Source organism: Novosphingobium sp. ERN07 (assembly GCF_012641335.1).
Classification (GTDB): Bacteria; Pseudomonadota; Alphaproteobacteria; order Sphingomonadales; family Sphingomonadaceae; genus Novosphingobium.
This window is the reverse complement of the sequence record NZ_JABAID010000001.1, coordinates 168288-192311: the sequence shown is the minus strand read 5'-3', so window position 1 is coordinate 192311 and position 24024 is coordinate 168288. Positions and strand designations below refer to the sequence as shown.

Genomic DNA, 24024 nt, shown 5'->3' with positions numbered 1-24024 from the left:
GGGGCGCGGTTCCATATTTCAGTCAGCTACAGGATGCCCCGATGCCCCGCCTGATCCTGATTCGCCACGGCCAGTCGCAGTGGAACCTCGAAAACCGCTTCACCGGCTGGTGGGACGTTGACGTGACCGAGAAGGGTGCGGCCGAAGCTTTCGCGGCAGGCAAGCTGCTCAAGGACAAGGGCGTGCTGCCGACGCTGGCCTTCACTTCGCTGCAGACCCGCGCGATCAAGACGCTGCATCTGGCGCTGGAAGCGGCCGGACGGCTGTGGGTGCAGGAAGACAAGGACTGGCGCCTGAACGAGCGGCACTATGGCGGCCTGACCGGGCTCGACAAGGCCGAGACCGCGGCCAAGCATGGCGAAGATCAGGTCAAGGTGTGGCGCCGCAGCTTTGACGTGCCGCCGCCGGTGCTGGAAGCGGGCAGCGAGTTCGATCTGGCTTCGGACCCGCGCTATGCCGGGATCGCGGTGCCTTCGACCGAAAGCCTCAAGGACACCATCGCGCGCGTGCTGCCGTGCTGGGAAGAAAAGATCGCGCCTGCGTTGCGCGCCGGAGAGACGGTGATCGTCTCTGCCCATGGCAATTCGCTTCGCGCGCTGGTCAAGCACCTGTCGGGCATTTCGGACGAGGACATCACGGGGCTCGAGATTCCGACCGGGCAGCCGATCGTTTACGAACTCGACGACAACCTCGCCGAAGTGGAACGCTACTACCTTTCGGAGCGCTGAGCGCCCGTTGGCCTGAAGGGGGCAGGGGAGATGTCTGAAAAGCCGCAAGTCGCCATCGTCATGGGCAGCCAGTCCGATTGGGAGACGATGAAGAACGCCTCGGCCGTGCTGGAAAAGCTGGGCGTGGCGCACGATTGCCGCATCGTCTCGGCGCATCGCACGCCGGATCGGCTGATGAGCTTTGCCAAGGGCGCGCACCTCGAAGGCTTCAAGGTGGTGATCGCAGGCGCGGGCGGTGCGGCGCATCTGCCGGGCATGGTCGCCTCGATGACGCACCTGCCGGTGCTTGGCGTGCCGGTGGAATCCAAGGCGCTGAAGGGCATGGATTCGCTGCTGTCGATCGTGCAGATGCCAGGCGGCATTCCAGTGGCGACGCTGGCCATCGGCGTTCCGGGCGCGACCAATGCGGGTATTCTGGCCGCATCGATCCTGGCGACGTCGGACGAAGCGCTGGCCGAGCGGCTGATCGCCTTCCGCACCGCGCAGACCGAATCGGTGGCGGAGAAGCCGGTCTGATGATCCCTCCCGGCGAGACGATCGGCATCCTCGGTGGCGGCCAGCTTGGCCGGATGATCGCGCTGGCGGCGGCGAACCTCGGTTATCGCTGCCACGTCTATGCGCCGGAAGCGGATTCGATTGCCGCCGACGTCTGCGCGGCCTTCACGCAGGGCGAGTACGACGACGAGGCGGCGCTCGCGGCGTTTGCTGCACAGTGCGCTGTCGTGACTTACGAGTTCGAGAACGTGGCTGCTGCGCCTCTGGCGGCGGTGACGGCCCATGCGCCGCTCCATCCACCGGCCAAGGCGCTGGAAGTGGCGCAGGATCGGGTGAACGAGAAGTCGTTCGTCGAAGCGCTGGGCGGCCGGCCTGCGCCCTGGGCCACGGTCGATTCGATGGATGATCTGCGCGCGGCGGTGGCGAGCATCGGCGCGCCGGGCATCCTCAAGACGCGGCGCGATGGCTATGACGGCAAGGGCCAGTGGCGGATCATGCAGCCGTCCGATGCCGAGGCGGTGGAGCTTCCGGGCAAGCCGCTGATCTACGAAGGGTTCGTGACCTTCGAGGCAGAGTTCTCGGTGATCCTCGTGCGCACGCAAGCGGGCGAAGTGCGCTTCTGGGACAGCGCCGAGAACGTGCACAAGGGCGGCATTCTCGATCGCTCGACCGTGCCGGCATCGCCTGTGATCGTGGCGCAGGTGGAAGAGGCGCGGGCGTTGGCGGCGAAAGTGGCCGATGCGCTGGGCTATGTCGGCGTGCTGACGCTGGAGTTCTTCGCGACGGCGGACGGTCCGGTATTCAACGAGATGGCCCCGCGCGTGCATAATTCCGGACACTGGACCATCGAAGGGGCGCTCACCAGCCAGTTCGAGAACCACGTCCGCGCGATCTGCGGACTGCCGTTGGGATCGACCGCGCTGGCAGCGAAGGGCGTGGTCATGGACAACCTGATCGGCGACGATGCGCACGACTGGCCCGCGATCCTTTCCGACCCCGCCAACCACCTGCATCTTTATGGCAAGGCGGCGGTACGGCCCGGACGCAAGATGGGCCACGTGACGCGGCTGGTGCTGTGAGCGCAGTCCGTCCCGGACTTTTCCTGATCTATGCCCGCGCCACCAACGGCGTGATCGGCAAGGACAATGCCCTGCCGTGGCGCCTGCCTGCGGACCTGAAGCGGTTCAAGGCGCTGACCATGAACAAGCCCATGATCATGGGCCGCAAGACCTTTGAGAGCCTGCCGGGCCTGCTGCCCGGTCGCCGCCATATCGTGCTGACGCGCGATGGCCGGTGGAGCGCCGAGGGGGCGGAAGTGGCAACGAGCGTCGAGCAGGCGCTGGCGCTGGCGGGAGAGGGCGAGATCGCCGTCGTTGGCGGGGCGGAGATCTATCGCCTGTTCATGCCCCTTGCCGAACGCGTTGAATTGACCGAAGTACACGGGACGTTCGAGGGCGATACCGTGTTGGAGCCGCTCGGATCGGAGTGGATAGAGGTTTCGCGCGACGTGCATCAGGCTGAGTCTGGCAGACCCGCTTTCGATTTCGTCACTTACGCCAAGGCTGGCGCATGATCCGTCTCGACAGCCTGCAACCTGTGCCGCAAGCCCTTCGTGGCGGTATCGTGGCGCTGGGCAATTTCGATGGGTTTCACCTCGGGCATCAGGCCGTGGTGGGTGAGGCGATCCGCTGGGCCAGGGCCGAAGGCCGTCCGGCCATCGTCGCCACGTTTGATCCTCACCCCGTGCGCCATTTCAAGCCTGATGCCGAGCCGTTCCGCCTGACCACGCTGGACCAGCGGCAGGAACTCTTCGCCGCAGCCGGGGCCGATGCCATGCTGGTGATCCACTTCGGTGCGGACGTGGCCGGGATGACCGCGCTCGAATGGATCGAGGCAGGGCTGGTCGGGCATCTGGGTGCCGTGGGCGTGGTGACGGGTGAGGACTTCACCTTCGGCAAGGGCCGCAGCGGCAATGCACAGGTGCTGCGGGAGGATGGTCCGCGTTTCGGTCTAACCGCGCGCGCGGTGGGGCCGGTCACGCGGGAGGGCGAGGTCGTCTCGTCAAGCCGCATTCGCGATGCGTTGAAGTCGGGCGATTGCGAAACGGCGACGAAGCTGCTGACGCGGCCATTCGCGATCCGGGGCATGGTGCAGCATGGCGACAAGCTGGGGCGCACGATCAACTTCCCCACCGCCAACCTCGACATCGGCATGTACCTGCGCCCGCGCTATGGCATCTATGCGGTGACGGGACGTTTGCCGGATGGTCGCTTGGTGAAAGGCGCCGCCAATCTGGGTATTCGCCCGACCTTCGATCCGCCCAAGGAACTGCTCGAGCCGCACTTCTTCGATTTTTCGGGCGATCTCTACGGGCAGGAAATTGAAGTGGCCTTCCACCATTTCCTGCGGCCAGAAGCGAAGTTCGATGGCCTCGATGCGCTGGTGGCGCAGATGGAGAGGGACTGCGAACGAGCGCGCGAGTTGCTGGCGTAGCGCTCTTGCCCACCCCCAACCCCTCCCGCCTGCGGGAGGGGAGTTGAAAGACCTGTTCTTGCCCTCCGGCAGGCGGGAGGGCCGCGAGACTTGGAGAGCGTCGCGAACCTAGTTGCAGCGGGGTGGGCAATGCTCCGCCAGAGACTTCCCCAACGCGCGCAATTGCTCTAGTGCCCGCCGGTCATGACTGAACCACGCGACTTCCGACCGACCGTCTTCCTGCCGAAGACCGATTTCCCGATGAAGGCTGGCCTCCCCCAGAAGGAGCCGGTCATTCTTTCGCGCTGGCAGGACGAGGGGATTTACCGGAAGCTGCGCGAGGCGCGCGCCGGTCGCGAGAAGTTCATCCTGCATGACGGCCCGCCCTATGCCAATGGCGACATGCACATCGGCCATGCGCTGAACCATATCCTGAAGGACATGGTCTGCCGCACCCAGACGCTGCTGGGCAAGGACGCCCCCTATGTGCCCGGCTGGGACTGCCACGGCCTGCCCATCGAATGGAAGGTCGAGGAAGAGTACCGCAAGAAAAAGAAGAACAAGGACGAGGTTCCGCCACGCGAATTCCGCGCCGAATGCCGCGCTTATGCCCAGAAGTGGGTCGACGTGCAGCGCGAGCAATTGAAGCGCCTCGGCATCAATGGCGATTGGGACAATCCCTACCTGACGATGGATAGCCAAGCCGAGGGCACCATCGTGCGCGAACTGCTGAAGTTTGCGGAAAGCGGCCAGCTCTATCGCGGGGCCAAGCCGGTGATGTGGTCACCGGTCGAAAAGACCGCGCTGGCTGAGGCGGAGGTCGAGTATGAGGACATTGTCTCGACCCAGATCGACGTGGCGTTCGAGATCGTTGAGTCGCCGATTGCCGAACTGGTCGGCGCTTATGCGGTGATCTGGACGACGACGCCGTGGACGATCCCGGTGAACCAGGCTTTGGCTTATGGGCCGGAGGTTGAGTATACGCTTTTCATGCAGACCGATGGTCCGCTTGGTTCATGTTCGTTCCTTGTCGCGTCCGATCTCCAAGACGAATTTAAGCGAAGGACTGGAGTCGGCTTCGAGCAAAGCAACTTCAATCCGAGAACATACCAGTTCAAAGGCTCCGACCTCGCCGGAACCATCTGCCGCCACCCGATGCATGCACTCGGCGGGTTTTTCGCCAAGCCGCGTCCGATGCTGCCCGGCGACTTCGTCACCACCGACAGCGGCACGGGCCTTGTCCACATGGCTCCCGATCATGGCGAGGACGACTTTGCGCTGTGCAAGGCGTACGGGATCGAGCCGGTCTTCGCGGTTCAGGGCGATGGCAAGTATCGTGAGGACTGGGGCTGGCTCGGCGGGCAGGGCTCGGTCATCAATCCCAAGTTCAACGCGCCCGATGGTCCGATCTGTTCGGATCTTCGCGAGGCGGGCGGATTGCTGGCGGCGTCTGCCGATTACAAGCATTCCTATCCGCATTCGTGGCGTTCCAAGGCCAAGGTGATCTATCGCTGCACGCCCCAGTGGTTCGTGCCGATGGATCGCGAGGCCGAGGGCGGCACCCTGCGCGAGAAGGCCACCAAGGCCATCGCCGACACGCGCTTCGTTCCCGAAAAGGGCCGCAACCGCATCGGCGCGATGGTCGAAGGCCGTCCTGACTGGGTGCTTTCGCGCCAGCGCGCGTGGGGTGTGCCGATCACGCTGTTCGTCGATCGCAAGACTGGGCAGTACCTCAACGATCCGGAAGTGAACGCGCGCATCGTCGCTGCCGTCATGGCGGGCGGCGTGGATGCGTGGGACGAGGAGCACGCGCAGGAATATCTGGGCGATAAATACAAGCTCGAGGATTACGAGCGCGTCACCGACATTCTTGACGTGTGGTTCGACAGCGGCTCGACCCATGCCTTCGTGCTGGAATCGGGGCGTTGGCCTGACCTGCAGTGGCCTGCCAATCTCTACCTCGAAGGGTCTGACCAGCATCGCGGCTGGTTCCAGTCCTCGCTGCTGGAAAGCTGCGCCACGCGCGGGCGGGCGCCTTATGACGCGGTGCTGACGCACGGGTTCACGATGGACCAGAAGGGCATGAAGATGTCCAAGTCGCTCGGCAACACGATCAGCCCGATCGATCTGATGCGCGATTACGGCGCGGATATTCTGCGGCTCTGGGCGCTCTCGGTGGATTTCACCGAGGACCACCGCATCGGCAAGGAGATCCTCCAGGGCGTTGCCGACCAGTACCGCAAGCTGCGCAACACCTATCGCTACCTGCTGGGGGCGCTGGAAGGCTTTACCGAGGACGAGCGGCTGCCGGTGGCGGAAATGCCCGAGCTGGAGCAGTACATGCTCGGCCTGCTGGGCAAGCTGGACGCCACGCTGCGGCAGGCTGTCGAGGACTTCGACTACAACACGTATGTCCGCGCGCTGACCGACTTCTGCAACGAAGACCTTTCGGCGTTCTTCTTCGATATCCGCAAGGACAGCCTCTACTGCGATGCGCCTTCGGACGCAAAGCGCCGGGCCTATCGCATCGTGCTCGACACGCTGTTCCACGCGCTGGTCCGCTATGGCGCGCCGGTGCTGGTGTTCACGGCGGAAGAAGTTTGGCAGTCGCGCTATCCGGGCAGTGACAGCGTGCATCTGCTGGAATGGCCGGACGTGCCTGCGGTTACCGTGGACGAAGCCCGCTGGACCGAACTTCGTGCGCTTCGCCAGACGGTGAATGAAGCCATCGAACCGTTGCGCCGGGAAAAGGCGTTGGGATCTTCATTGGAGGCAGAAGTCGTCGGAGTCAGCTACAATTCAGAAACGGCTGCTATCCTTGGCTCGGTGGACTTTGCTGAACTTACGATTGTTTCTCGATTCAAGGTTGTCGAAGGACAGCCAGAAGCAATGAGCTTGGAAACTGTCGCGGAAACCCGCGGCCTTCACCCCGTAAAATTCGAAATTGGGCGCTCAACCGACCACAAGTGCGGCCGTTGCTGGCGCCTGCTTCCCGAAGTGACGGAAGATGGTGCGCTGTGCGCGCGCTGCGAAGACGTGGTGGCTGAAATCGATGCGGGTGCTGCGGCCTGATGCTCACCCGTCCGCGCATTGAGGGCCTTGGCCTTGCGCTGCTGATCGCAGTGGTGGACCGCGTGGTGAAAGCCGTGATGGTCGGCCCACTGGCCCTGCGCGAACGTGGGCTGATCGAACTGCTGCCGTTCTTCGATCTGCGCTATGCCGAGAATTACGGCGTTTCGTTCGGCATGTTCACCGCCGATACGATGGAAATGCGCTGGGGCCTGATCGGCATGACCGCGCTGATCGCGTGCGGCGTGCTGGTGTGGATGCTGCGCGAAACGCAGCGGGGAGATATTCTTGGCCTCGGCCTCGTGCTGGGCGGGGCCATCGGCAATATCTATGACCGGCTGACCTTTGGTTACGTGATCGACTATGCCGATTTCAACCTCGGTGAATGGCGCCCGTTCCAGATCTTCAATCTTGCCGATGTGGCGATCACCTTCGGCGTCCTGATACTGCTTGCCCGCTCGTTCAAATCGCGCGAAAAGCCTGATGAAACCGGCGACGATACCGCCACGGAGAATGCATGATGCGTAAAGCTGCCGCCCTTGCTCTGGTCGTCTCGGCGGCGACTCTTCTGTCCGCTTGCGGTGGCGGCGGCTCGCTGTTCAACCGTGATCGCCCGGATGAAATGGCCGTGACCCGCGCCGCGCCGCTGGTCGTTCCACCCGATTTCGCGCTCACCCCGCCCAGCCCCGGCGCGCCGCGCCCGCAGGATTCGGAAACCGGCAAGCAGACGCTCGAAACCCTGTTCGGTGGCCCCTCGGCGCGTTCCAGCGTTGAGACGGACGCCCTCAACCGCTCCGGCACCGCCGCCGCTTCGATCCGCTCCACCGTGGGCGATCCGGGCACGCAGACCGTGGCCAAGGGCCAGGTCGTCCGCGATATCCTCGCCGCGCCTGAAGGTGATGGGCAGGCCGCCTCGGCCTCGATCCCCGGCTGATCCAGCCGCTATCGAATTACCGAAAGCCCCGCTCCGGCGGGGCTTTTTGCGTCAGACCCGCCAGTCTATCGCGCCGCGCCCGTTCGCTTCCAGAAAAGCATTGGCCTGGCTGAACGGTCGGGAGCCGAAGAACCCGCTGTAGGCCGAAAGCGGACTGGGGTGTGGGGCTTTCAGTACCAGATGCGGACCGTTCGCCAGTGTGGCCACGCGAGCCGCTTTCTTCTGGGCATGGCTTCCCCACAGTATGAACACGGTTGGTTCGGGCCGGGCGGCGACAGCTTCGATCGCGGCATCTGTGAACAGTTCCCACCCTTTGCCTTGATGCGATCCGGCATTGGCTGCTTCGACAGTGAGCGCGTTGTTCAGCAGCAGAACGCCCTGCTGCGCCCAATGGTTGAGATTGCCGTGGGGCGCGCGCCGAATGCCGAGGTCTGCCTCCAGTTCCTTGTAGATGTTCACAAGGCTGGGCGGCACCTTGACGCCCTGCGGCACCGAAAAGGCAAGGCCGTGGGCCTGCCCCGGTCCGTGGTATGGGTCTTGCCCCAGAATGACCACGCGCACCGCGTCGAGCGGAGTCATTTCCAGCGCCGCAAGGCGGGAGCCGCGCGGGGGATAGATCACCTTGCCCGCGCCCTCTTCGGCCTGAAGGAAGCCTCCCAGCGCGCGCAGCGGCGGGGATTGCAGGATGGGTTCCAGGGCGGGGCGCCAGCTTTCGGGCAAAGAGGATACAGTCATGTTGCCGCAAGGTTAGCCGTTTAGGAGCGCCGTTCGCAAGCAGGGTTCCGGGATGGCGCGGTGCTTGCTAACAGCGCAGGTCTGTACGGAGTGTTCGAATGAAGATCGCAATGGTTGGTTCAGGCTATGTCGGGCTGGTGTCTGGTGCCTGCTTTGCCGATTTCGGGCACGATGTGGTCTGCATTGACAAGGACGAGAGCAAGATCTCGCGGCTGCTGGATGGCGTAATGCCGATCTATGAGCCGGGTCTAGCTGAACTGGTCGCCGCAAACGTCAAGGCCGGACGGCTTTCGTTTTCGACCGATCTGACCGAAGCGATCGAGGGTGCGCAGGCGATTTTCATCGCCGTGGGCACGCCTTCGCGCCGTGGCGACGGTCACGCGGATCTGAGCTATGTTCACGCCGTTGCGCAGGAACTGGCTGTCAGTATCAAGACGCCGACTGTGGTCGTCACCAAGTCCACTGTGCCGGTCGGCACGGGTGATGAAGTGGAGCGCATCATTCGCGAGAGCGGCACGCAGGTGCAGTTCGCGGTCGTATCGAACCCTGAATTCCTGCGCGAAGGCGCGGCCATCGGTGATTTCAAGCGGCCCGACCGCATCGTGATCGGCGCGGAAGACGAATGGGCGCGCGGCGTGATGAAGGAGGTCTACCGCCCGCTGTTCCTCAACCGTGCGCCGATCCTGTTCACCTCGCGCCGCAGCAGCGAACTGATCAAGTACGCGGCCAATGCCTTCCTTGCCACCAAGATCACCTTCATCAACGAAATGGCCGACCTGTGCGAGAAGGTGGGCGGCGACGTACAGGATGTGGCACGCGGCATCGGCCTTGACGGGCGGATCGGGGGCAAGTTCCTGCACGCAGGGCCGGGATATGGCGGATCGTGCTTTCCCAAGGATACGCTGGCGTTGCTCAAGACCGCGGAGGACTTCAACAGCCCCGTCCGGCTGGTCGAAGCGGTGGTCAAGGTCAACGATAGCCGCAAGCGCGCGATGGGGCGCAAGGTGATCGAGGCGCTGGGCGGCGATGCGCGGGGCAAGCGCGTGGCTTTGCTCGGCCTCACGTTTAAGCCCAACACCGATGATATGCGCGATGCACCATCCATCGCAATCGTGCAGACGTTGCTTGATGCCGGGGCAGAGGTCGTGGCCTATGATCCTGAAGGCATGGAGGCGGCTGCCGCGTTGCTGCCGGATGTCCGCATGGTCGGCAACACTTATGCCGCTGTCGAAGGTGCCGATGCGGTTGCGCTGGTGACCGAATGGGATGCGTTCCGCGCGCTTGATTTCGCGCGGCTCAAGAAGCTGATGAACGCGGCGGTCATGGTCGATCTCCGCAATGTGTACGACCCCGCCGAGGTGCGCGCAGCGGGCTTTGAATATAGCAGCGTGGGACGGGTGTGACCGAGTTGCAGGCGGTTGCGCTTGCAGCCACCGGCATGACCGCCTAAGCGACAGACATGGCCGTATTCTTTCATGAAAATGACCTGCCCGAAGGCGTTCTTGCGCCCGGTCCGGTCGCTGTTGACACCGAAACGATGGGGTTGATCACCCCGCGCGATCGTCTGTGCGTGGTCCAGATTTCCGATGGCGAGGGGGATGAGCATCTCGTCCGCTTTTCACCGGGAAGCGATTATGCCGCGCCCAATCTCAAGGCTGTTCTGGGTGATCCGGCGCGCGTGAAGCTCTATCACTTCGCCCGCTTCGATCTGGCCGCCATCGAGCACTATCTGGGCGTGGTGGCTGCGCCGGTATTCTGCACCAAGATCGCGTCAAAGCTGGTGCGGACCTATACTGATCGCCACGGGCTGAAGGATCTGGTGCGCGAACTGCTGGGCAAGGAGATTTCCAAACAGCAGCAGTCGAGTGACTGGGGCGGTGCCGTGCTCTCTGACGCGCAGCAGGAATATGCCGCATCCGATGTGCGCCATCTTCACGCCATGCACACCATCCTGATCGAACGGCTTGAACGTGAAGGGCGCACGGCGATGGCGCAGGCGTGCTTCGATTTTCTGCCGATGCGTGCGCGGCTCGACCTTGCCGGTTGGGCAGAGCAAGACATTTTCAGCCACGCTTAAGGTTGGCAGACGCAAGGCTTAGCCGATGACCGTGCAGGCTGACATGATCCGTTCCCGGCGACGCGGCTTTGCCGCGCCCGGAGGGTTTCATGACCGGCTTGTGCAGGTTCTGGCACGCGGCTTGCCGGCGGCGGTGGGCGCGATGCTGGCGGTGATGATCATCGCGCCGCTTTCGCCGCGCGGTGAAATCAGTTTTTTGCTAGATCGGCGCAAGGTTGCCATTCTGGAAGACCGGATGAAGGTTTCCAGTGCGATGTATCGCGGGCAGGACGATGATGGGCGGAACTTTTCGATCACCGCTGGTTCTGCCGTTCAGCGCACGAAGGCGCGCCCATTGATCGAACTGGACCAGCTTACCGCACGGATCATGCTCGACGATGGCCCCGCGCAGTTGACAGCAGGCAACGGGGCCTATGATTTCGGCAAGGAAATCGTCGATATCGTAGGGCCGATCAATTTTCAGACGTCTGACGGTTATCGGATGACCGCAACCAACGTCGATATCGATCTGGGCAAGAAGCGTTTGCAAAGCAGGGGGCCGGTGGAAGGCCGTATTCCGGCTGGAACCTTCTCTGCCAACCGGATCAGCGCTGATCTTTCTGAGCGCACTGTGACACTTGATGGAAACGCCCGCCTCCGCATGGTGCCGGGCCAGATGAAGATGCCCTGACCTTGAAAAGGCCCCTGACCATGAAACGTCGGACCCGCATGACCACGCTCGAAATCGTCCGTGCTGCCCGCCCCTTGCGCTGGGGCGCGTTGGGCTTTGCCGGATCGGCGGCGCTGATTGCGGGCGCGCAGCACCTCTCTGCGCAGGGCATCGCCAACCACGATAGCAACGCCCCGGTGAACTATGCGGCTGATCGCATCGAAGTGCAGGACAAGGCCAAGCGCGTCGTGCTTTCGGGCAATGTCGATATCAACCAGTCGGACTTGCGCCTGAAGGCAAATCGTACGACGGTGGCTTATAGCGACGCGGGCGACATCAAGATCGATCGTATCGATGCGACTGGCGGGGTTCAGGTCAATCGTGGGGCTGAACAGGCGCGGGGCGATGTGGCCGTTTATGACTTCAACCGCAATGTGATCACCATGACTGGCAACGTCGCGCTGCGCAGGGGAACCGATACGCTCAATGGCGGGCGTCTGGTGATAGATCTCGATTCAGGCCTGTCCAGTGTGGATGGCAAGTCCGGTGGCGGGGCCAACAATGGCGGGCGTGTGACCGGAACGTTCAAGGTCCGCAATCGGGCTCAATAGAGCCAGATCGATTAGGTGCGCCTCCGACACCGGTCGAACGGTGGCGCATCCTTAGCAAGGCCATTGTCGAAATAGCGCTTTTTCAAGGCTGCGGCCGTGCGGCAGTCGATCTCTGCACCACGGCGCAATGCCGTGCTGACGGTCGTGGCAATATCCGGGCTGAAGCCTGAAACCGCACCACGCATGAAAGCGCGTGTCCAATAACCACCGCTGACGAGTGAATCTGCCATCGCCGCGCGTCCCTGCGGCGTTATCAGCAGATTGTCTGTCATCGGTTTGAGCGGGACTTGCGAATCCTGCAGGCCATAGAGCGCAGCCAGTCGGTGCGCGGCTTCGGCATGGTCGCCTGCCGACAGGGCAATGTCATACATCGCTCGCTGTGCAATCGGATCGCGCCAGCCGCGTTGAGCCGCGCGCTGAATGGCGAGGCCGCCGGCCTTCTGATCGTTGTTCCGTATCAACGCCACTGAGAGAAACGTAAAGCTTTCTGATGGAATCGGGCTGCGTTCTATCAGCGTCTGCGCTTCGGCAAATGCGGTGGCGGGCGGTGACGAACGCACGCTGCTCATCGTCAATTGCCATTGCGCGAAGTTGCGGAAGAGGGGCGGCACTACGGGGGCAAGTGCGGGCTGGCGCCGAACCGCGCGATCAGCCTGCGCCCCGACTGCGCCAATGGCGAGAACCGCCATCAAGGCTGCCCAGATGCTGCTGGAGATACGTTTGCCCATCATGCTGCGTGATCTCCGTCATGGCGTGATGATGAAGGTGTGGGCCTGCGTGTCAGTATGGGTGGCGCGATAAGGACCAGAGCGAAAGCAGCGAGGCAAAGCATTGTCTGATTGCGCAGCGGAAATTCGAGCAACGATTGCAGCGCCGCCGCCAGCAACACGCCGATGCCCGCAAGGGCGGGCCAACGCCGCTGTTCGTCACGCAATGCGCCCCAGCCGGCTTGCAGAACCCATATGGCCCATGCGGCAACCAGAAGCAGGGCAATCGGCCCTGCTTCGATTGCAAGTTCCAGAACTTCGTTGTGCGCGCGCCCGGCGCGACGTGCGCTGATATGTTCCAGCGATTCGTCCACCTGAAAAACTTCGTCGAACGTGCCCATGCCAGCACCGGCTGGCCAGAAACGCTCGGCCGAAAAACGGGCGTCTTCCCATATCTCGGGGCGGCGTTCGCCATCCTGTTCGAACCGCGCCATCACGGCTTCGAGCCGCGATCCGGGAACCGCTGTCACGGCGCCAAGGCTTAGTGCAGTTATTGCAGCGGCGATCACGCCGAACTGCACAGGCCGTGGAAGCGCCCCGGAGCCGACGTTGCTGCGGCCACGGTGCGCATAGGCCTTCAGCAGAAACAAGGCTGCGGGCAAGGTCAGTAGGGCAATGCCGCTGCGCGATTGGGTGAGAACGACGCCGGTGACGATAAGGATTGCCGTTGCAAACTTGCCGATCCAGCGCGGCGAAAGCACGCGCTGTGGCGCAAAGCACCCGATCAGCAGCAGGAGGCAGGATACCAGAAATATAGCCTCCGAATTGCGGTTAGCAAAGAAACCAAACAGCACGCCGGGCAGCGGGTTTTCGGGATAGAGCAGACCTTCTTGGTCACTGCCCATGACCTGAACGACACCCAGCAGCACGCTTGCGACACCTGCGGTGACGAACGTGAAGGCAATGCGCTGCCGAACTTCGGCCGAAACGAACAGGCCCACCATCAGCACTGCCAATGGTGCGACAAGGCCGATGAAGGCGACAAATGTTCTGGACGAGTTGACGGTAAGCGACCGCCAGCCCGGCTCGCTGACAGACTTTATCGCTTCTGTCACCAGATCCCGTCCCGGCAAACTCATCCAGAACGCTGGAGGCAGCGGCACGAGCTGCAGCAAAGGAAGCGCCAGCGTCAGGATCACCAATACGACGAGGGGGCGTGGCCCTTGCGTGATGAATCGTCCGACAAGATCGCCGTTGAGGCCGAGTACGGCAAAGGCAATCAATTGCACGACGAGATTGGACAATCCGTAGCCGACTCCGCCACCGCCAAGCAGGCAAGCAGCGGCGACGATTGCCAGAAGCATGATTGAGAGGTTCTTATGCATGATTGGGTGTTTGAACCGCTGCGCGGGAAGGTCAAGTCCGGCGCGTATCGTAGGGTGAGCGCTAGGTGACGGACAAGAAAAAACCCGGTCGCCTTTCAGCGACCGGGTTTTTAAAATTCCGGCTGATCAGATCAGTTTGCGCCGTTCGTGCCGTTATCGACAGCCTTGGACACACCATAAGCCACCGAACCAACGGCTACGATGATGATGATCCACAGGAACGGGAGCAGGTTGTTGTCTGCACTCACCGAAGTGGTGGCGCGGCTGGCCGAGTAGCTGGCAGCCGGATAGACCGACGAGCTGCTGGCACGGGTGCCGGCTTCGGCCACAACGGGAGCGGCCATAAGAGCCGTGGCGGCAAGCGCCGATGCAATGCGTGCAATCTTCATGCTCAAATCTCCTAAGCAGTATCGCTTCCGTGTACCGCCCTCTCGCCGGTCGAATACCGCAATGCAAAATGATTCGCAACTAAAACTACGTATTAACCCTGATTTGGATTGCTTTTGCCCTAACCAAAGTGAGGTTGAAAGTGGCGGTGTTGGGCGGAATTGACTGCGACTGTAGGGCAATACCGCGCAAAACGGCATTCCGAGCGTTCAACGCACATTCCGCACAATTGTGCCGTTTTGGATTTTGCAGTGCAATGCAAACTGCCTTGAAAACACCCTGAATGGTTTGTTTTTTTACGATTTCCGGGATGTGCCGAAACAGGGTGGAACAGGTCAGCCGTTGCGGAGCCAGTGCAATGTCTCGACTTCTTGCACGGCGCTGCCGGGTTCGATCTCGGCCCGTCGTGCGGCGAGATAGGCCTTGCCGCGTAGGAACAGCCACAGCGGATAGGCAAGCCAGCGAAGGGGGTTGCTGCCCTTTACGCGAAGGAGGCCAGCCAGTTTGAGCGGGGCAGGGGTCAAAGCGGCGCGAATTGCTGCCCCCCAGCCGGGGGACTGCCCCTTGCGCAAGGAAATGCCGCGTAACATCGATGCGTGTTCGGCAAGGCTTTCATCGCGAAGCATTGCGGCGGTGCAGACATCGAGGTGGCCAGCCAGATCGGCCGGCACGTGCAGCAGCAGCGTGTTTGGTACCCATGTGGCTCCGTGGGCCAAGGCCACCGCTGCGATCAATTGCAGGGCGCGCGCAAGCCCCATGTCATTTGCCTGTGCAATGAGCAGGGGCCAGTCGATCTTTCCGGTTTGCGCGGCAAAGTGCAGATCCGCCAAGGTTATCGGGCCATTTTCAAACATATGATGAAGCGTTGCGTGCTCCACCAGATGCAGGAAGTTAGCGTGCATGGATGGCACCAGCACCGTTGTGCCCGAAACATCGAAACCTTCGGCCTGCGCGAAAACCATTGCGACCAAGTGCGGCTCTTCCGCCCAGTCGCGCGCGTTGAGACGGTGGTGGATTTCGATGCTGATGCCATGTTTCCGGTCCACCAGTTCGGGAAGCTGGTGGCCGAATTCGACACCGTAGAATTCCGCCCAAGGCGCAATTTCATAACGGCCGCTGGAAATGAGAAGCTGCTGGGCTTGTTCGGCCTGATCCGCCGGGACAAGAAGATCGAGATCGCGCAAGGGGCGCAGCCGTGCATCGGGATAATCGCGATAGGCAAGCCGCGCACCTTTGAGGGCGATTGCAGGAATATCGTGAGATTTCAGGAAGGAAATCGTATCGGTAAGCGAAATCATGTGTCCGAAGGCAGACATGGAAAGCCGCCGCCGTTCATGCACCATCGCATCGTGGCATTCTTCGGGCAGGAGAGCGAAGCAATTGGCCCGCTGCAAAGCACGATCAAGCAGGGCTGCGACGCGCTTGGGAATGGCCTGTTCGACCAGATCGTACCAATCATCTTCGGAAAGCGCCGCAAAGTCTGCGGCCAGATCTGCCTCCGGCGCGGCGCAAAGGCGCAGCAGCACACTGGCCGAGCGGGAAAGCGTTGCGCTGCGGCAAGCCGAAGCTTCTGTCCGGGCGGGAAAATCGTTCAAATCGGTCGCTTCACGGGTCAGGGACATCGCTTTCGGATGGGCGGACCCTATGGGCTTTCCCCCTTGGCGTAAAGGCAGGAGCGCCCCTTATCTAGTCGATGACGCCGCCAACGATGCGCACGGTGCGGTCAGCAATGTCCTCAAGCGCGCCGCCATGCGCGATAACCAGCACCGTGCAACGATCGCGCAGGGCCTGAATGGTGCGGGCAATCGCGGCGTCGTTTTCGCGGTCGAGCGCGTTGGCGGCTTCATCAAGGATGAGCAGATCCGGTGCACGCAGCATGGCGCGGGCGAGGATGATGCGCTGGCGTTCGCCGCCGGAAAACTGATGGCCATGTTCGCCCACTTTCGTGTCCAGCCCTTGCGGCAGACGCAGCACGAAGTCCGCCGACGCTTCGGCCAGCGCAGTGCGCAAGGCATCGTCGCTGGCATCAGGGCTGGCCCACAGCAGATTGTCGCGCACGGTGCCGCTGAACAGGATCGGCACTTGCTGCACATAAGTGACGTGCGAGCGCCATGCCCGCCGCAAGGACGGGTCCAGCGGCTGTCCGTCAAGCGTGAGCTGGCCAGCATCTGGCGTGAGCAAGCCGCCGATGACATCCGCCAAAGTGCTTTTACCGGCACCGGAAGGGCCAGTCAGTGCGGTGATGGTGCGCACCGGCAGATCAATGCTGATCCGATCAAGCGCCGGGCGGGCACGACTTTCGAATTGGACGGTGATGTTCCGCAACGCGATTTCGCGGGTCACAGTGGGCAACACGATGCTGCTGTCCGCCTCGGCTTCCCGCGCAGTTTCGGCGGCGGTGATCATCGCTGCAGCGGAATCCACCGCCGGACGAGTATAGGCAATGTCCTGTAAGCAGCCCTGCAGGGTCAGCAGCAATGGCAGGCCACGCGCGAACAGCGCGATCATCGGCAGCATGTCCATCACATCAAAATGCCAGTATTTCAGCGCAATCCACACGACGATTGCGAGAAAGGTGGCATTGCCGACCTGCATGGCCAGTTGGCCCAGTTCGTTGTCCCGCAGAAAGTGGCGCTCTGCCCGATGGAGTGCGCCCAGTTCGCGGCGCAAACGATCCTCGGTGCGAGCCTCGGCACCGAAGCTCTTGATGATGCGCAGGGCAGATAGGCCCTCGGTCAGTTCCGCATGAATCCGGTCGTAAACGCCATCCAGAGCCATGCCAAGGCGCTGCGCGCGGCGGCGCATTCCGCGATAGGCGAGGATGACAAGGCTACCGCCAACCAGTGCGCCCGCGGTGAGCAACGGCGATATGGCCAGGGCCGCAATCCCGACGCCCGCCAGCGTGATGATCGTGACCCCAGCCGTCAGCAGGCGTTCGATACCGTGACCGACGCGATCCAGCGTGGTGAGCAGCAGATTGGCATTGCCCGTCTGCCGCATTCCCGAAAGCACGCGCCAGTCGCAGTGGAGCAACGCACGCCACGCGCGCAGCCGCAAGCCGTCGATCAATTCGCGCTGCACCCGCAGGCTGACGAGTGTCCGTGCGAGATTGAGCGCGCCTCTCAAACCGATCAGGACGACGAACAGCGCCAGCATGGTGCCTAGGGCATCCTTGCCGCCCAGCCTTGCCACGAAATCGCTCAGGATGCCGGGCAGCGCGGTCTGTCCGGTCATCACCGCAAGGATCGGAACAAGCAGGATCAGGCCGATGCTCTCTGTCGCAGCAGAGGCCAGCGAAAGCGTGAGCAGCAGCGCAGCGCGGCGCTTGTCGATCTGGCTCATGACGATTTGCAGAGCGGTGTTCAGAGGAGTTTCCCGTAAGGTATTAGGGTAAAGTGGCTGTATTCAGGGCGGGACATTCAGGTCTGTGCGCGATCGCCAAATGCGGCGAAGTCTGAAACGTCGCCACCGGTCACGACAATATCGCCCACGGCCAGCCATGCGTGGGCAAGCAGGGCGTCTTTACACCCATCACGCGGCTCACGCTTCATGCCGATCTGGATGCGGGCGGGGATGCCGAACGTCGCAAGCCAGCGTCTGGCAGCGAGGCATTGCACCAAGCAGTCTGACCGCCAGGGCACGCGCGGAACGGCGATGGCGATGGCCTTGGCGATACGATCCAGTTGCGCTTGCTGCTGTTGGTCGGGCTGGAATGAGGGGGAGGGAGCGGGCGTGAGATCCGGGATGCCGAGTTGTCGCACCGTTTTTCGCGCCAGCAGTACGCGGGCGAAAGCAAGTTCGGCTGCTGCCCGCGCGATATCGAGCGCGCGCACCGGACCAGCCGCTGCAAGGGCGGGCAGTTCGTGCAGAACGTGCGCAAGGGGCACTTTGACCTGTGCGGGGCGTTCCAGCCGGGTAGTCGCTGTAGAATTTGGCCCTTTAGAATCTGGCGCTACGAGATCTGGCGCAGGGTTTGGCATGGGTAAAAGCGGGTCCGGTCATGATCCGAGCCGATCGCGGATACATCGATCTTGCTAAAGCGCGGGAGGTGGTGAATCAATCCCCGCATTGGCTTCCGGTGCGCAACCGTGCCGGAACGGCGAAGGCTGACAGACTGCGTCCAGTGCACAAGAGGGCAGCCTTGGCCCCACATTTTCAATGCGGAGTATCGACTTGAGCGGATTTGCAGCGATCGTTCGATTTGACGGACGTCCAGTGGACGAAGCTGCGATCCGGCGGATGACCGTTGCAATGGACTTTCGCGCACACGACGGAATCCATCATCATGTGAGTGACGGCGTGGCGCTAGGGCACTGCGCGTTTCACACCACACCCGGTTCGGCTGAGGCCCCGCAACCGTGGTTGAGCGCGGACGGGATGCAGGGGCTGGTCATGGATGGCTGGCTGGCCAATCCAGACGAGTTGCGCACCGAACTTGAAGCAAGGCGCGCAAGGCTCCGCAACCATTCTGACGCAGAACTGATCCTCCATGCCTATGACCAGTGGGGCGAGGATTGCATCCACCATTTCGAGGGTGAATACGGCATCGTCATCTGGGATGGGCACCGCCGCAAGGTGATGTGCGTGCGCGATCATCTGGGAATGCGCCCGTTGCATTACCATTGGGATGGACTGCGGCTTGTGGTGGCGACAGACGTTGCCGGTGTGCTGGCTGCCGGGGATTTCCAGCAGAAGCCCAATGCTTATCGCATGGCCGAAAACCTTGCGAGCGAGTTCTATTCGCGTGACGAGACGGTGTGGGCCGGGGTCATGCGAATGCCGCTGGCATCCGCGATGCTGGTCGGCGCATCGGGGCCACGCGTGTGGGAATACTGGTCGTTGCCGCTGGATTATTCGATCCGATACAAGCGCGATGAGGATTACTACGAACAATACCGCGAACTGCTGATGGATTGCGTGCGCCGGGCGTCGCGCTCGCAAGTGGCGATTGGTTGCGAGGTGAGCGGTGGACACGATTCCTCCGCGATCTTCGCGCTGGCGCGGCGCTTGAAGGAAAGCGGGCGGCTGCAGGCTCCCGATGCGCTGGGTTTCACGCTTTCGGGCGTCCCCGGGACGATTTCCGACGAGATCGACTATGCGCGCGATGTCGGACGCTTTCTTGGCGTTCCGATCCACGAAAAGGCACGGACCTGTGCTGACATCTCATGGTTCGAACAGCACATCGCGATGGATCGCGACATGCCGTTCTTTCCCAATGCGCAATCCATGTTTGCCGAAGCGGAAATGATGCGCGATCACGGTTGTCGTGTCGTGCTGGACGGTGAAGGCGGAGATGAGTTCGTCGGTGGTTCGGCCTATTTTATCCATGAATTGCTGCGCGCGGGCAGGTTCGGGACGCTCTCTCGCGAATTGCAGTTGATGGGAAAGCGCAACGGCCTGCCCTATGTGGCGCAGCGCCTGTTCCGGTATGGGCTGCGGCCTTTGGCCCCCCTGTCGTTCGATGCGGCGATGCGGCACCTGCACCGCCATCGTGAACCGTGGCCGGATCATCTTGGCAAGGGGCCGCACTGGGTTGTTCGCCCGTTGCGCGATCAGTTGGCCGAGCGGCGCGAACAGTTCCGTTTGTCGGAGGATTCATGGAAAATCCGTAATCCATCCAAGCGGCGCCTGTGGCGCGAGTTGCGCGATCCCGGCTATGATGCGATCCGCGATATCAATGCGCGTATGCTGGCGCGCCTCGGTGTGGAAATGCGTACGGCGATGTATAGCCGCAAGTATTTCGAGTTCATCAGCGCCCTGCCCGAAACGATCCTTTACCGTGATGGTTACGGAAAGCACATTCACATTCAGGCCTTGCAGAAGGATTTGCCGCGATCCGTGCTCGATCGCCGCAGCAAGGCCGAGTTCAGCTTTACGTTCGAGCACCAATTCGCGCAGCTTGCCCCGTTCTTCGAACAGGAACTGCCCGCTGCGGCACCGGAAGAGGTATGCCCCGAAGGCTTGGCCAGCCTCTGGAATACCTATCGGACCAGTGCTGATGGCATATGGGAGTTGTGGCGCATTTTCGGCTGGTATCGCCTGAAGGCGCTTACCTCAGCCTGAGAGCTGCCCAAAGAGTTGCCCTAAGGGCTAGGTGGTCCTGTCGGCCTGCGTTGCATCGCAGCAATACTGCCGTTGGGTGCCGGTCTGACGCGCAGCTAGGGCACACCCTACCCGCGATTCCACGAATCATGGCGAGCCGAATGCGGCGGGTGCTCCCGTTTTACGCCAAACATATCCTTGGGTTAAACGAACGATATATTATACAAGTAATAATATAAACTATAGATAGTATCTAATGGAATAGTTTTCGCCAAATTCGAGGAATTATGTTATTATGCGCAAGGTTGCCGGCGGAAAAATTATTGTTATAAATCATATGTTTCGTTTGTGTATTTGATGGGGTTCGGGTTGCTGGGGCATTCTTGTGCGCCGCAAAAAACTTGCCCAAATTGGTCTTGTCGTTTACTTAAGTGTTAACGCTCTTTTTGTTATCTTCGTTCTGAATCCGACACGTCCATTTGAAGACTAAATCGGCTGAAAACGTTGAGACTTGGCTTGGAGAATAGATGTGACCGACCGTAACTCGAACGTTCGCAACGTTGCTGCCCGCCGCGCTTATGCACGTCCGGCGCTGACTGTTTACGGTTCGGTCCGTGAACTGACCGGCGGTATGTCGGCAGCCGGTTCTGACGCCATGCTCATGCTCAACATGATGGGCGTCTGATCAGCCTTCACGCTTTTTGAGTAGTACTGGCTGGTGTCCGACACACTTTCCGAACACCGTGGTTATCTGGTCGATACACGTCGCGTCGCCCGTTATGGCGACGCAATTGATCAGGTCGTTGCGCAAGGCGACACTGTAGTCGATCTCGGATGTGGCTTCGGTATTCTGGGCATGATGTGCCTGAAAGCCGGGGCCGCAAAGGCGTGGGGCATCGATGCCACCGATGCCATTGATATAGCCCGCGAAACCGCTGACCGCGCCGGTCTGGGCGATCGCTATCACTGCATTCACGACCAGACCTTCAGGGCGGAACTGCCCGAAAAGGTCGATGTTCTGATATGCGATCACGTGGGCTATTTTGGCGTCGATTACAGCATAGTACATCTGATGGCCGATGCTCGGCGGCGCTTTCTGAAGCCCGGCGGGCGAATGATACCCGAACGGCTTGAGCTTTATCTTGCCGGGGTTCGTTCGGAAGGTTGCAGGCAGATGCTGGATCGTTGGGAAACCGACGATGTTCCCGGCGATTATGCCTGGCTCCGCAGCTATGCGGTCAACACCAAACATGCCGTCGATCTCGTGCCGACAGATATCGCCACTGCGCCTGTCGTTTCAGGCCACGTCGTATTGGGCGACGACGCTCCCGAAACGCTGGTTTTCAAGGCAACGCTGGAAATCGACGAAAATGGCGTGCTCGATGGGATTGGCGGCTGGTTCGTCTGCGAACTGGGCGGCGGCGTAAGCATGAGCAATTCGCCCCTGGCCCGCGATGCGATCTGCCGTCACCAGATATTCCTTGGGTTCGACCAGCCGCTGGCTGTTACGGCTGGCAGCAAGGTCGATGTGTCCGTGCGCTTGAGCCACCGCAACGGCATCATCGCGTGGAGCGTCCGCGATCCCGCAACCGGGTGGTTGCAGCGCTATTCCAACTGGGCAGCAATGCCCATGTCGGCGGGTGAGCGTCTCAAGCCTCACGCCGCGCCGCGCCGGTTGAACGATCGCGGACGCGCACTCTCGGTCGTTCTGGGCTACCTTGACCAGAGCCTGACCGGACAGGAGATAGAGCAGGCTATCCTCCGGGAACATCCCGCGTTGTTCCCCAGCGCTGACGAGACTGCGCGCTTCGTGAAGGATGCCCTTGCGGACTACACCGCATGAATTACGCGCTTGCGTGGCGTCCGGCGCAGCAAATGGAAGATATTGCCGGGCAACCCTTTGATGTCTGGCGCGATGACGATGGAGGAGCATCGACGATGTTCCATCGCACGCTTGCGGGCTTTCTTGTCCGGTTCATTGATGGCGGCGATTTTCACATCGACCTTGCCTGTGGCCACGTCACCTGCACGCCCGTGCCGGAAGTTTCCGAAGACTACGCGCTGAACCTGTTCACCAACCAGATTCTCCCGTTGCTCTGGACATATGACGGGACGCCCGTGCTGCACGCCAGTTGCGTGGTGATTGATGAGAAGGCCTACGGCTTTCTTGGCCGTAGCGGTCGTGGGAAGTCTACCCTTGCGGCGGCTTTCGCACGGTTCGGCCATGCCTTTCTGACCGACGACGGCATGGTTATCGAGACCGATGGGAATGGCGTGAAAGTCAGGCCATACCTGGCTTCGATCCGCTTGCTGCCTGATAGTTGCAGTGCGCTGCTGGGCGAAGAAAGCGTCGATGTTGACGAAGATGACGACTGGGCACCCAAAGCACGCATCCCAGCCAGCGCGATGATACCTCATGCGGCGAATGCCGCGCCGCTGGCGGCGATCTACTTGCTGGACGAGCCGAAGTCCGATTGCGTGACGTTTGCGCCGCTGTCTGTTCCGGCGGGCGTCGATGCGCTGCTGCAGCATTCGTTCCTGCTCGATTCGCACGACAAGGCAAGGGTTCGTACGCATTTCAGATCGATGGTGGAACTGGCAGAATCCTGTCCGATGTTCGCTCTGGATTATCCGCGCGATTTCGCCCGGATTGAGAACACTGTTGCCGCAATCGCAGCACATGCAAGAGCAAATGCAACACAAAGGGGTAATTGACGTGGAACTGACCGGCTCCTTCACGCTTTCGGAAGACGTCGTTGCCCGTGAAGTGGGCGAGGAAACGATGCTTCTCGATCTGGCTAGCGGTACCTATTTCGGACTGAATCCGGTCGGCGGCCGGTTCTGGCAATTGTTGGAAGAGGGCCGCAGCGCGGCAGAGGCGCGCGATTGTCTGCTCGATGAATTTGAAGTTGAAGCAGATGTTCTCGACGCTGACCTTTCAACACTGCTGGATGAACTGGCAGCAAAGGGTCTTGTGGCCACAGTCTGAGCTTCGATGCCGGTTCAGACTGCCAATTCGATGCCTTTGATCGCTGCAAGCTCTGGCACATCGAACAACCGCGCCCAGTTGCGTGGCTGAACCAGTTCGGACGTGCCTGCGGGAATGTAATGAAAGAACAGCAGATCGCAGAATGTGCGACCCTTTGCCGGCGCAATAGGTTCGCGCCAGTGCCACTGGCTCGCTCCTGAAAAAAGCAGCGCATCCCCGGCCTCCAGCGCCATTGCGCGTATTGCATGGCCCGATCGCCCTTCCTTGACTGCCTGCCACTGATCAACCAGGGCCTCGCCGGTCTCAGGCCAGTCGATGATCGATGTGAAGCTGATCGGCCAAGGTTCGCTCTGATCTATGCAGATGTCGAACGTCCACTTGGCTGAGGGCGTGTCTAGATGCGTTTCGCACACGCCACGGCGGGCATAGAGCGACAGGAAGTTGTAACACGGTTCCAGCGGCTCCCCGGCCAGTTCAGACACCATGCCCGTGATTTCGGACTGCAAGGCGGTGAACGGCGGCCAATCGTGAACCACAAGTCGACCGAACTTCTCCAGCTCGTGAAATTCCAGCTTGTCGCGTGGGATGGCGGTGACGGCTTGCTTGATCGATGCGCGCAAGTCTTCGTCAAGGAAGCCCGGCACATATTTCACTTCGTAGGCAGGATCGGTCTTGAAGACAGTCATGGCGGCGTCAAATTCCGCCAGACGGGCCGGCGCCACCCGACTGATAACAACTTTCGCT

At 61.6% G+C, this 24024-nt stretch carries 25 protein-coding genes and 1 pseudogene; 17 read left to right on the top strand and 9 right to left on the bottom strand.

Annotated features, from left to right (window positions below; translation table 11 throughout):
* The first annotated feature begins 41 nt into the window (after positions 1–41).
* From gpmA to HGI47_RS00950, 8 genes are all read left to right on the top strand, one after another.
* Complete coding sequence (gene gpmA / locus HGI47_RS00985; protein ID WP_144904999.1) at positions 42–728, top strand: 2,3-diphosphoglycerate-dependent phosphoglycerate mutase; 687 nt, start codon at positions 42–44, stop codon at positions 726–728.
* A gap of 30 nt (positions 729–758) precedes the next feature.
* Positions 759–1244 (top strand): 5-(carboxyamino)imidazole ribonucleotide mutase, encoded by a 486-nt coding sequence (gene purE, locus HGI47_RS00980; protein WP_168850910.1) that lies wholly within the window; start codon positions 759–761, stop codon positions 1242–1244.
* Positions 1244–2302, top strand: a complete 1059-nt coding sequence (locus HGI47_RS00975) for a 5-(carboxyamino)imidazole ribonucleotide synthase (protein ID WP_168850909.1) — start codon at positions 1244–1246, stop codon at positions 2300–2302. Before purE ends, HGI47_RS00975 begins: the two co-directional genes overlap by 1 nt.
* Positions 2299–2796 carry a dihydrofolate reductase gene (locus HGI47_RS00970; RefSeq protein WP_168850908.1) on the top strand — a complete coding sequence of 166 codons (498 nt, stop codon included), beginning with the start codon at positions 2299–2301 and terminating at the stop codon, positions 2794–2796. The genes HGI47_RS00975 and HGI47_RS00970 overlap by 4 nt, the downstream gene beginning before the upstream one ends.
* Positions 2793–3716, top strand: coding sequence for a bifunctional riboflavin kinase/FAD synthetase (locus tag HGI47_RS00965; RefSeq protein WP_206065907.1), 924 nt, complete (start codon positions 2793–2795; stop codon positions 3714–3716). The genes HGI47_RS00970 and HGI47_RS00965 overlap by 4 nt, the downstream gene beginning before the upstream one ends.
* Positions 3717–3899: 183 nt before the next feature.
* The gene (gene ileS / locus HGI47_RS00960) at positions 3900–6767 is read left to right on the top strand and encodes an isoleucine--tRNA ligase (RefSeq protein WP_168850907.1); all 2868 of its coding nucleotides are present in this window, start codon (positions 3900–3902) and stop codon (positions 6765–6767) included.
* The gene (gene lspA / locus HGI47_RS00955; protein ID WP_168850906.1) at positions 6767–7285 is read left to right on the top strand and encodes a signal peptidase II; all 519 of its coding nucleotides are present in this window, start codon (positions 6767–6769) and stop codon (positions 7283–7285) included. The genes ileS and lspA overlap by 1 nt, the downstream gene beginning before the upstream one ends.
* Entirely contained in the window at positions 7285–7698 is a 414-nt protein-coding gene (locus HGI47_RS00950) for a DUF3035 domain-containing protein (protein WP_370521611.1), read from the top strand. Before lspA ends, HGI47_RS00950 begins: the two co-directional genes overlap by 1 nt.
* 51 nt (positions 7699–7749) lie before the next feature.
* Here the strand turns inward: HGI47_RS00950 and ung are convergent, their stop codons facing one another.
* Positions 7750–8433, bottom strand: a complete 684-nt coding sequence (gene ung / locus HGI47_RS00945) for a uracil-DNA glycosylase (RefSeq protein WP_168850904.1) — start codon at positions 8431–8433, stop codon at positions 7750–7752.
* Positions 8434–8531: 98 nt separating this feature from the next.
* On the opposite strand from ung, the gene HGI47_RS00940 reads away from it, so the two are divergent.
* From HGI47_RS00940 to HGI47_RS00925, 4 genes are read left to right on the top strand one after another with little or no spacing between them, the layout of a single operon-like run.
* Positions 8532–9836, top strand: coding sequence for a UDP-glucose/GDP-mannose dehydrogenase family protein (locus HGI47_RS00940; RefSeq protein ID WP_168850903.1), 1305 nt, complete (start codon positions 8532–8534; stop codon positions 9834–9836).
* Positions 9837–9892: 56 nt separating this feature from the next.
* Positions 9893–10510, top strand: a complete 618-nt coding sequence (locus HGI47_RS00935) for a ribonuclease D (RefSeq protein WP_168850902.1) — start codon at positions 9893–9895, stop codon at positions 10508–10510.
* A 25-nt stretch (positions 10511–10535) separates the two neighbouring features.
* A complete protein-coding gene (gene lptC, locus HGI47_RS00930; protein ID WP_168850901.1) occupies positions 10536–11180 on the top strand; it encodes an LPS export ABC transporter periplasmic protein LptC in 645 nt (214 codons plus the stop codon).
* 38 nt (positions 11181–11218) lie between these two features.
* Entirely contained in the window at positions 11219–11770 is a 552-nt protein-coding gene (locus tag HGI47_RS00925) for an LptA/OstA family protein (RefSeq protein ID WP_168850900.1), read from the top strand.
* Positions 11771–11781: 11 nt separating this feature from the next.
* Here the strand turns inward: HGI47_RS00925 and HGI47_RS00920 are convergent, their stop codons facing one another.
* The 7 genes and pseudogenes from HGI47_RS00920 to HGI47_RS00895 form a co-directional block, all read right to left on the bottom strand.
* Positions 11782–12501 (bottom strand): hypothetical protein, encoded by a 720-nt coding sequence (locus HGI47_RS00920; protein WP_168850899.1) that lies wholly within the window; start codon positions 12499–12501, stop codon positions 11782–11784.
* Positions 12498–13862: an O-antigen ligase gene (locus tag HGI47_RS00915; protein WP_168850898.1), complete on the bottom strand. Its 1365-nt coding sequence runs from the start codon at positions 13860–13862 to the stop codon at positions 12498–12500. The genes HGI47_RS00920 and HGI47_RS00915 overlap by 4 nt, the downstream gene beginning before the upstream one ends.
* Before the next feature lie 131 nt (positions 13863–13993).
* Complete coding sequence (locus HGI47_RS00910) at positions 13994–14251, bottom strand: hypothetical protein (RefSeq protein ID WP_168850897.1); 258 nt, start codon at positions 14249–14251, stop codon at positions 13994–13996.
* A gap of 333 nt (positions 14252–14584) precedes the next feature.
* Positions 14585–15871, bottom strand: coding sequence for a nucleotidyltransferase family protein (locus HGI47_RS00905; RefSeq protein ID WP_168850896.1), 1287 nt, complete (start codon positions 15869–15871; stop codon positions 14585–14587).
* A gap of 64 nt (positions 15872–15935) precedes the next feature.
* On the bottom strand, positions 15936–16655 hold the full coding sequence (locus HGI47_RS23005) for an ATP-binding cassette domain-containing protein (protein ID WP_370521610.1): 720 nt from the start codon (positions 16653–16655) through the stop codon (positions 15936–15938).
* A 132-nt stretch (positions 16656–16787) separates the two neighbouring features.
* Positions 16788–17591 (bottom strand): annotated as a pseudogene (locus HGI47_RS23000) (ABC transporter transmembrane domain-containing protein); the annotation flags it as partial.
* Positions 17592–17668: 77 nt separating this feature from the next.
* Entirely contained in the window at positions 17669–18136 is a 468-nt protein-coding gene (locus HGI47_RS00895; protein WP_168850894.1) for a lasso peptide biosynthesis B2 protein, read from the bottom strand.
* Between the two features lie 328 nt (positions 18137–18464).
* Here HGI47_RS00895 and HGI47_RS00890 point away from each other — a divergent pair, with 328 nt between their 5' ends.
* From HGI47_RS00890 to HGI47_RS00870, 5 genes are all read left to right on the top strand, one after another.
* Positions 18465–20312, top strand: coding sequence for an asparagine synthase-related protein (locus HGI47_RS00890; RefSeq protein WP_168850893.1), 1848 nt, complete (start codon positions 18465–18467; stop codon positions 20310–20312).
* A 508-nt stretch (positions 20313–20820) separates the two neighbouring features.
* Positions 20821–20976 (top strand): lasso RiPP family leader peptide-containing protein, encoded by a 156-nt coding sequence (locus HGI47_RS00885; protein ID WP_168850892.1) that lies wholly within the window; start codon positions 20821–20823, stop codon positions 20974–20976.
* A 33-nt stretch (positions 20977–21009) separates the two neighbouring features.
* Positions 21010–22134, top strand: coding sequence for a 50S ribosomal protein L11 methyltransferase (locus HGI47_RS00880; RefSeq protein ID WP_168850891.1), 1125 nt, complete (start codon positions 21010–21012; stop codon positions 22132–22134).
* Positions 22131–23006 (top strand): hypothetical protein, encoded by an 876-nt coding sequence (locus HGI47_RS00875; RefSeq protein ID WP_168850890.1) that lies wholly within the window; start codon positions 22131–22133, stop codon positions 23004–23006. The genes HGI47_RS00880 and HGI47_RS00875 overlap by 4 nt, the downstream gene beginning before the upstream one ends.
* A 1-nt stretch (position 23007) precedes the next feature.
* A complete protein-coding gene (locus HGI47_RS00870; RefSeq protein ID WP_206065906.1) occupies positions 23008–23280 on the top strand; it encodes a PqqD family protein in 273 nt (90 codons plus the stop codon).
* Positions 23281–23294: 14 nt separating this feature from the next.
* Here HGI47_RS00870 and HGI47_RS00865 read toward each other — a convergent pair whose 3' ends face one another.
* Positions 23295–23966: a hypothetical protein gene (locus tag HGI47_RS00865; RefSeq protein ID WP_168850888.1), complete on the bottom strand. Its 672-nt coding sequence runs from the start codon at positions 23964–23966 to the stop codon at positions 23295–23297.
* Between the last annotated feature and the right edge of the window lie 58 nt (positions 23967–24024).

Bases quoted from the DNA above. Each gene is read 5' to 3' on its own strand.
- HGI47_RS00925 (WP_168850900.1), top strand. From the start codon at position 11,219: ATGACCACGCTCGAAATCGTCCGTGCTGCCCGCCCCTTGCGCTGGGGC.
- HGI47_RS00950 (WP_370521611.1), top strand. From the start codon at position 7,285: ATGCGTAAAGCTGCCGCCCTTGCTCTGGTCGTCTCGGCGGCGACTCTT.
- HGI47_RS00915 (WP_168850898.1), bottom strand. From the start codon at position 13,862: ATGCATAAGAACCTCTCAATCATGCTTCTGGCAATCGTCGCCGCTGCT.
- ileS (WP_168850907.1), top strand. From the start codon at position 3,900: ATGACTGAACCACGCGACTTCCGACCGACCGTCTTCCTGCCGAAGACC.
- purE (WP_168850910.1), top strand. From the start codon at position 759: ATGTCTGAAAAGCCGCAAGTCGCCATCGTCATGGGCAGCCAGTCCGAT.
- HGI47_RS00920 (WP_168850899.1), bottom strand. From the start codon at position 12,501: ATGATGGGCAAACGTATCTCCAGCAGCATCTGGGCAGCCTTGATGGCG.
- lptC (WP_168850901.1), top strand. From the start codon at position 10,536: ATGACCGTGCAGGCTGACATGATCCGTTCCCGGCGACGCGGCTTTGCC.
- HGI47_RS00875 (WP_168850890.1), top strand. From the start codon at position 22,131: ATGAATTACGCGCTTGCGTGGCGTCCGGCGCAGCAAATGGAAGATATT.
- HGI47_RS00935 (WP_168850902.1), top strand. From the start codon at position 9,893: ATGGCCGTATTCTTTCATGAAAATGACCTGCCCGAAGGCGTTCTTGCG.
- HGI47_RS00965 (WP_206065907.1), top strand. From the start codon at position 2,793: ATGATCCGTCTCGACAGCCTGCAACCTGTGCCGCAAGCCCTTCGTGGC.
- HGI47_RS00905 (WP_168850896.1), bottom strand. From the start codon at position 15,871: ATGTCCCTGACCCGTGAAGCGACCGATTTGAACGATTTTCCCGCCCGG.
- lspA (WP_168850906.1), top strand. From the start codon at position 6,767: ATGCTCACCCGTCCGCGCATTGAGGGCCTTGGCCTTGCGCTGCTGATC.
- HGI47_RS23005 (WP_370521610.1), bottom strand. From the start codon at position 16,655: ATGATCACCGCCGCCGAAACTGCGCGGGAAGCCGAGGCGGACAGCAGC.
- HGI47_RS00865 (WP_168850888.1), bottom strand. From the start codon at position 23,966: ATGACTGTCTTCAAGACCGATCCTGCCTACGAAGTGAAATATGTGCCG.
- ung (WP_168850904.1), bottom strand. From the start codon at position 8,433: ATGACTGTATCCTCTTTGCCCGAAAGCTGGCGCCCCGCCCTGGAACCC.
- HGI47_RS00940 (WP_168850903.1), top strand. From the start codon at position 8,532: ATGAAGATCGCAATGGTTGGTTCAGGCTATGTCGGGCTGGTGTCTGGT.
- HGI47_RS00910 (WP_168850897.1), bottom strand. From the start codon at position 14,251: ATGAAGATTGCACGCATTGCATCGGCGCTTGCCGCCACGGCTCTTATG.
- HGI47_RS00975 (WP_168850909.1), top strand. From the start codon at position 1,244: ATGATCCCTCCCGGCGAGACGATCGGCATCCTCGGTGGCGGCCAGCTT.
- gpmA (WP_144904999.1), top strand. From the start codon at position 42: ATGCCCCGCCTGATCCTGATTCGCCACGGCCAGTCGCAGTGGAACCTC.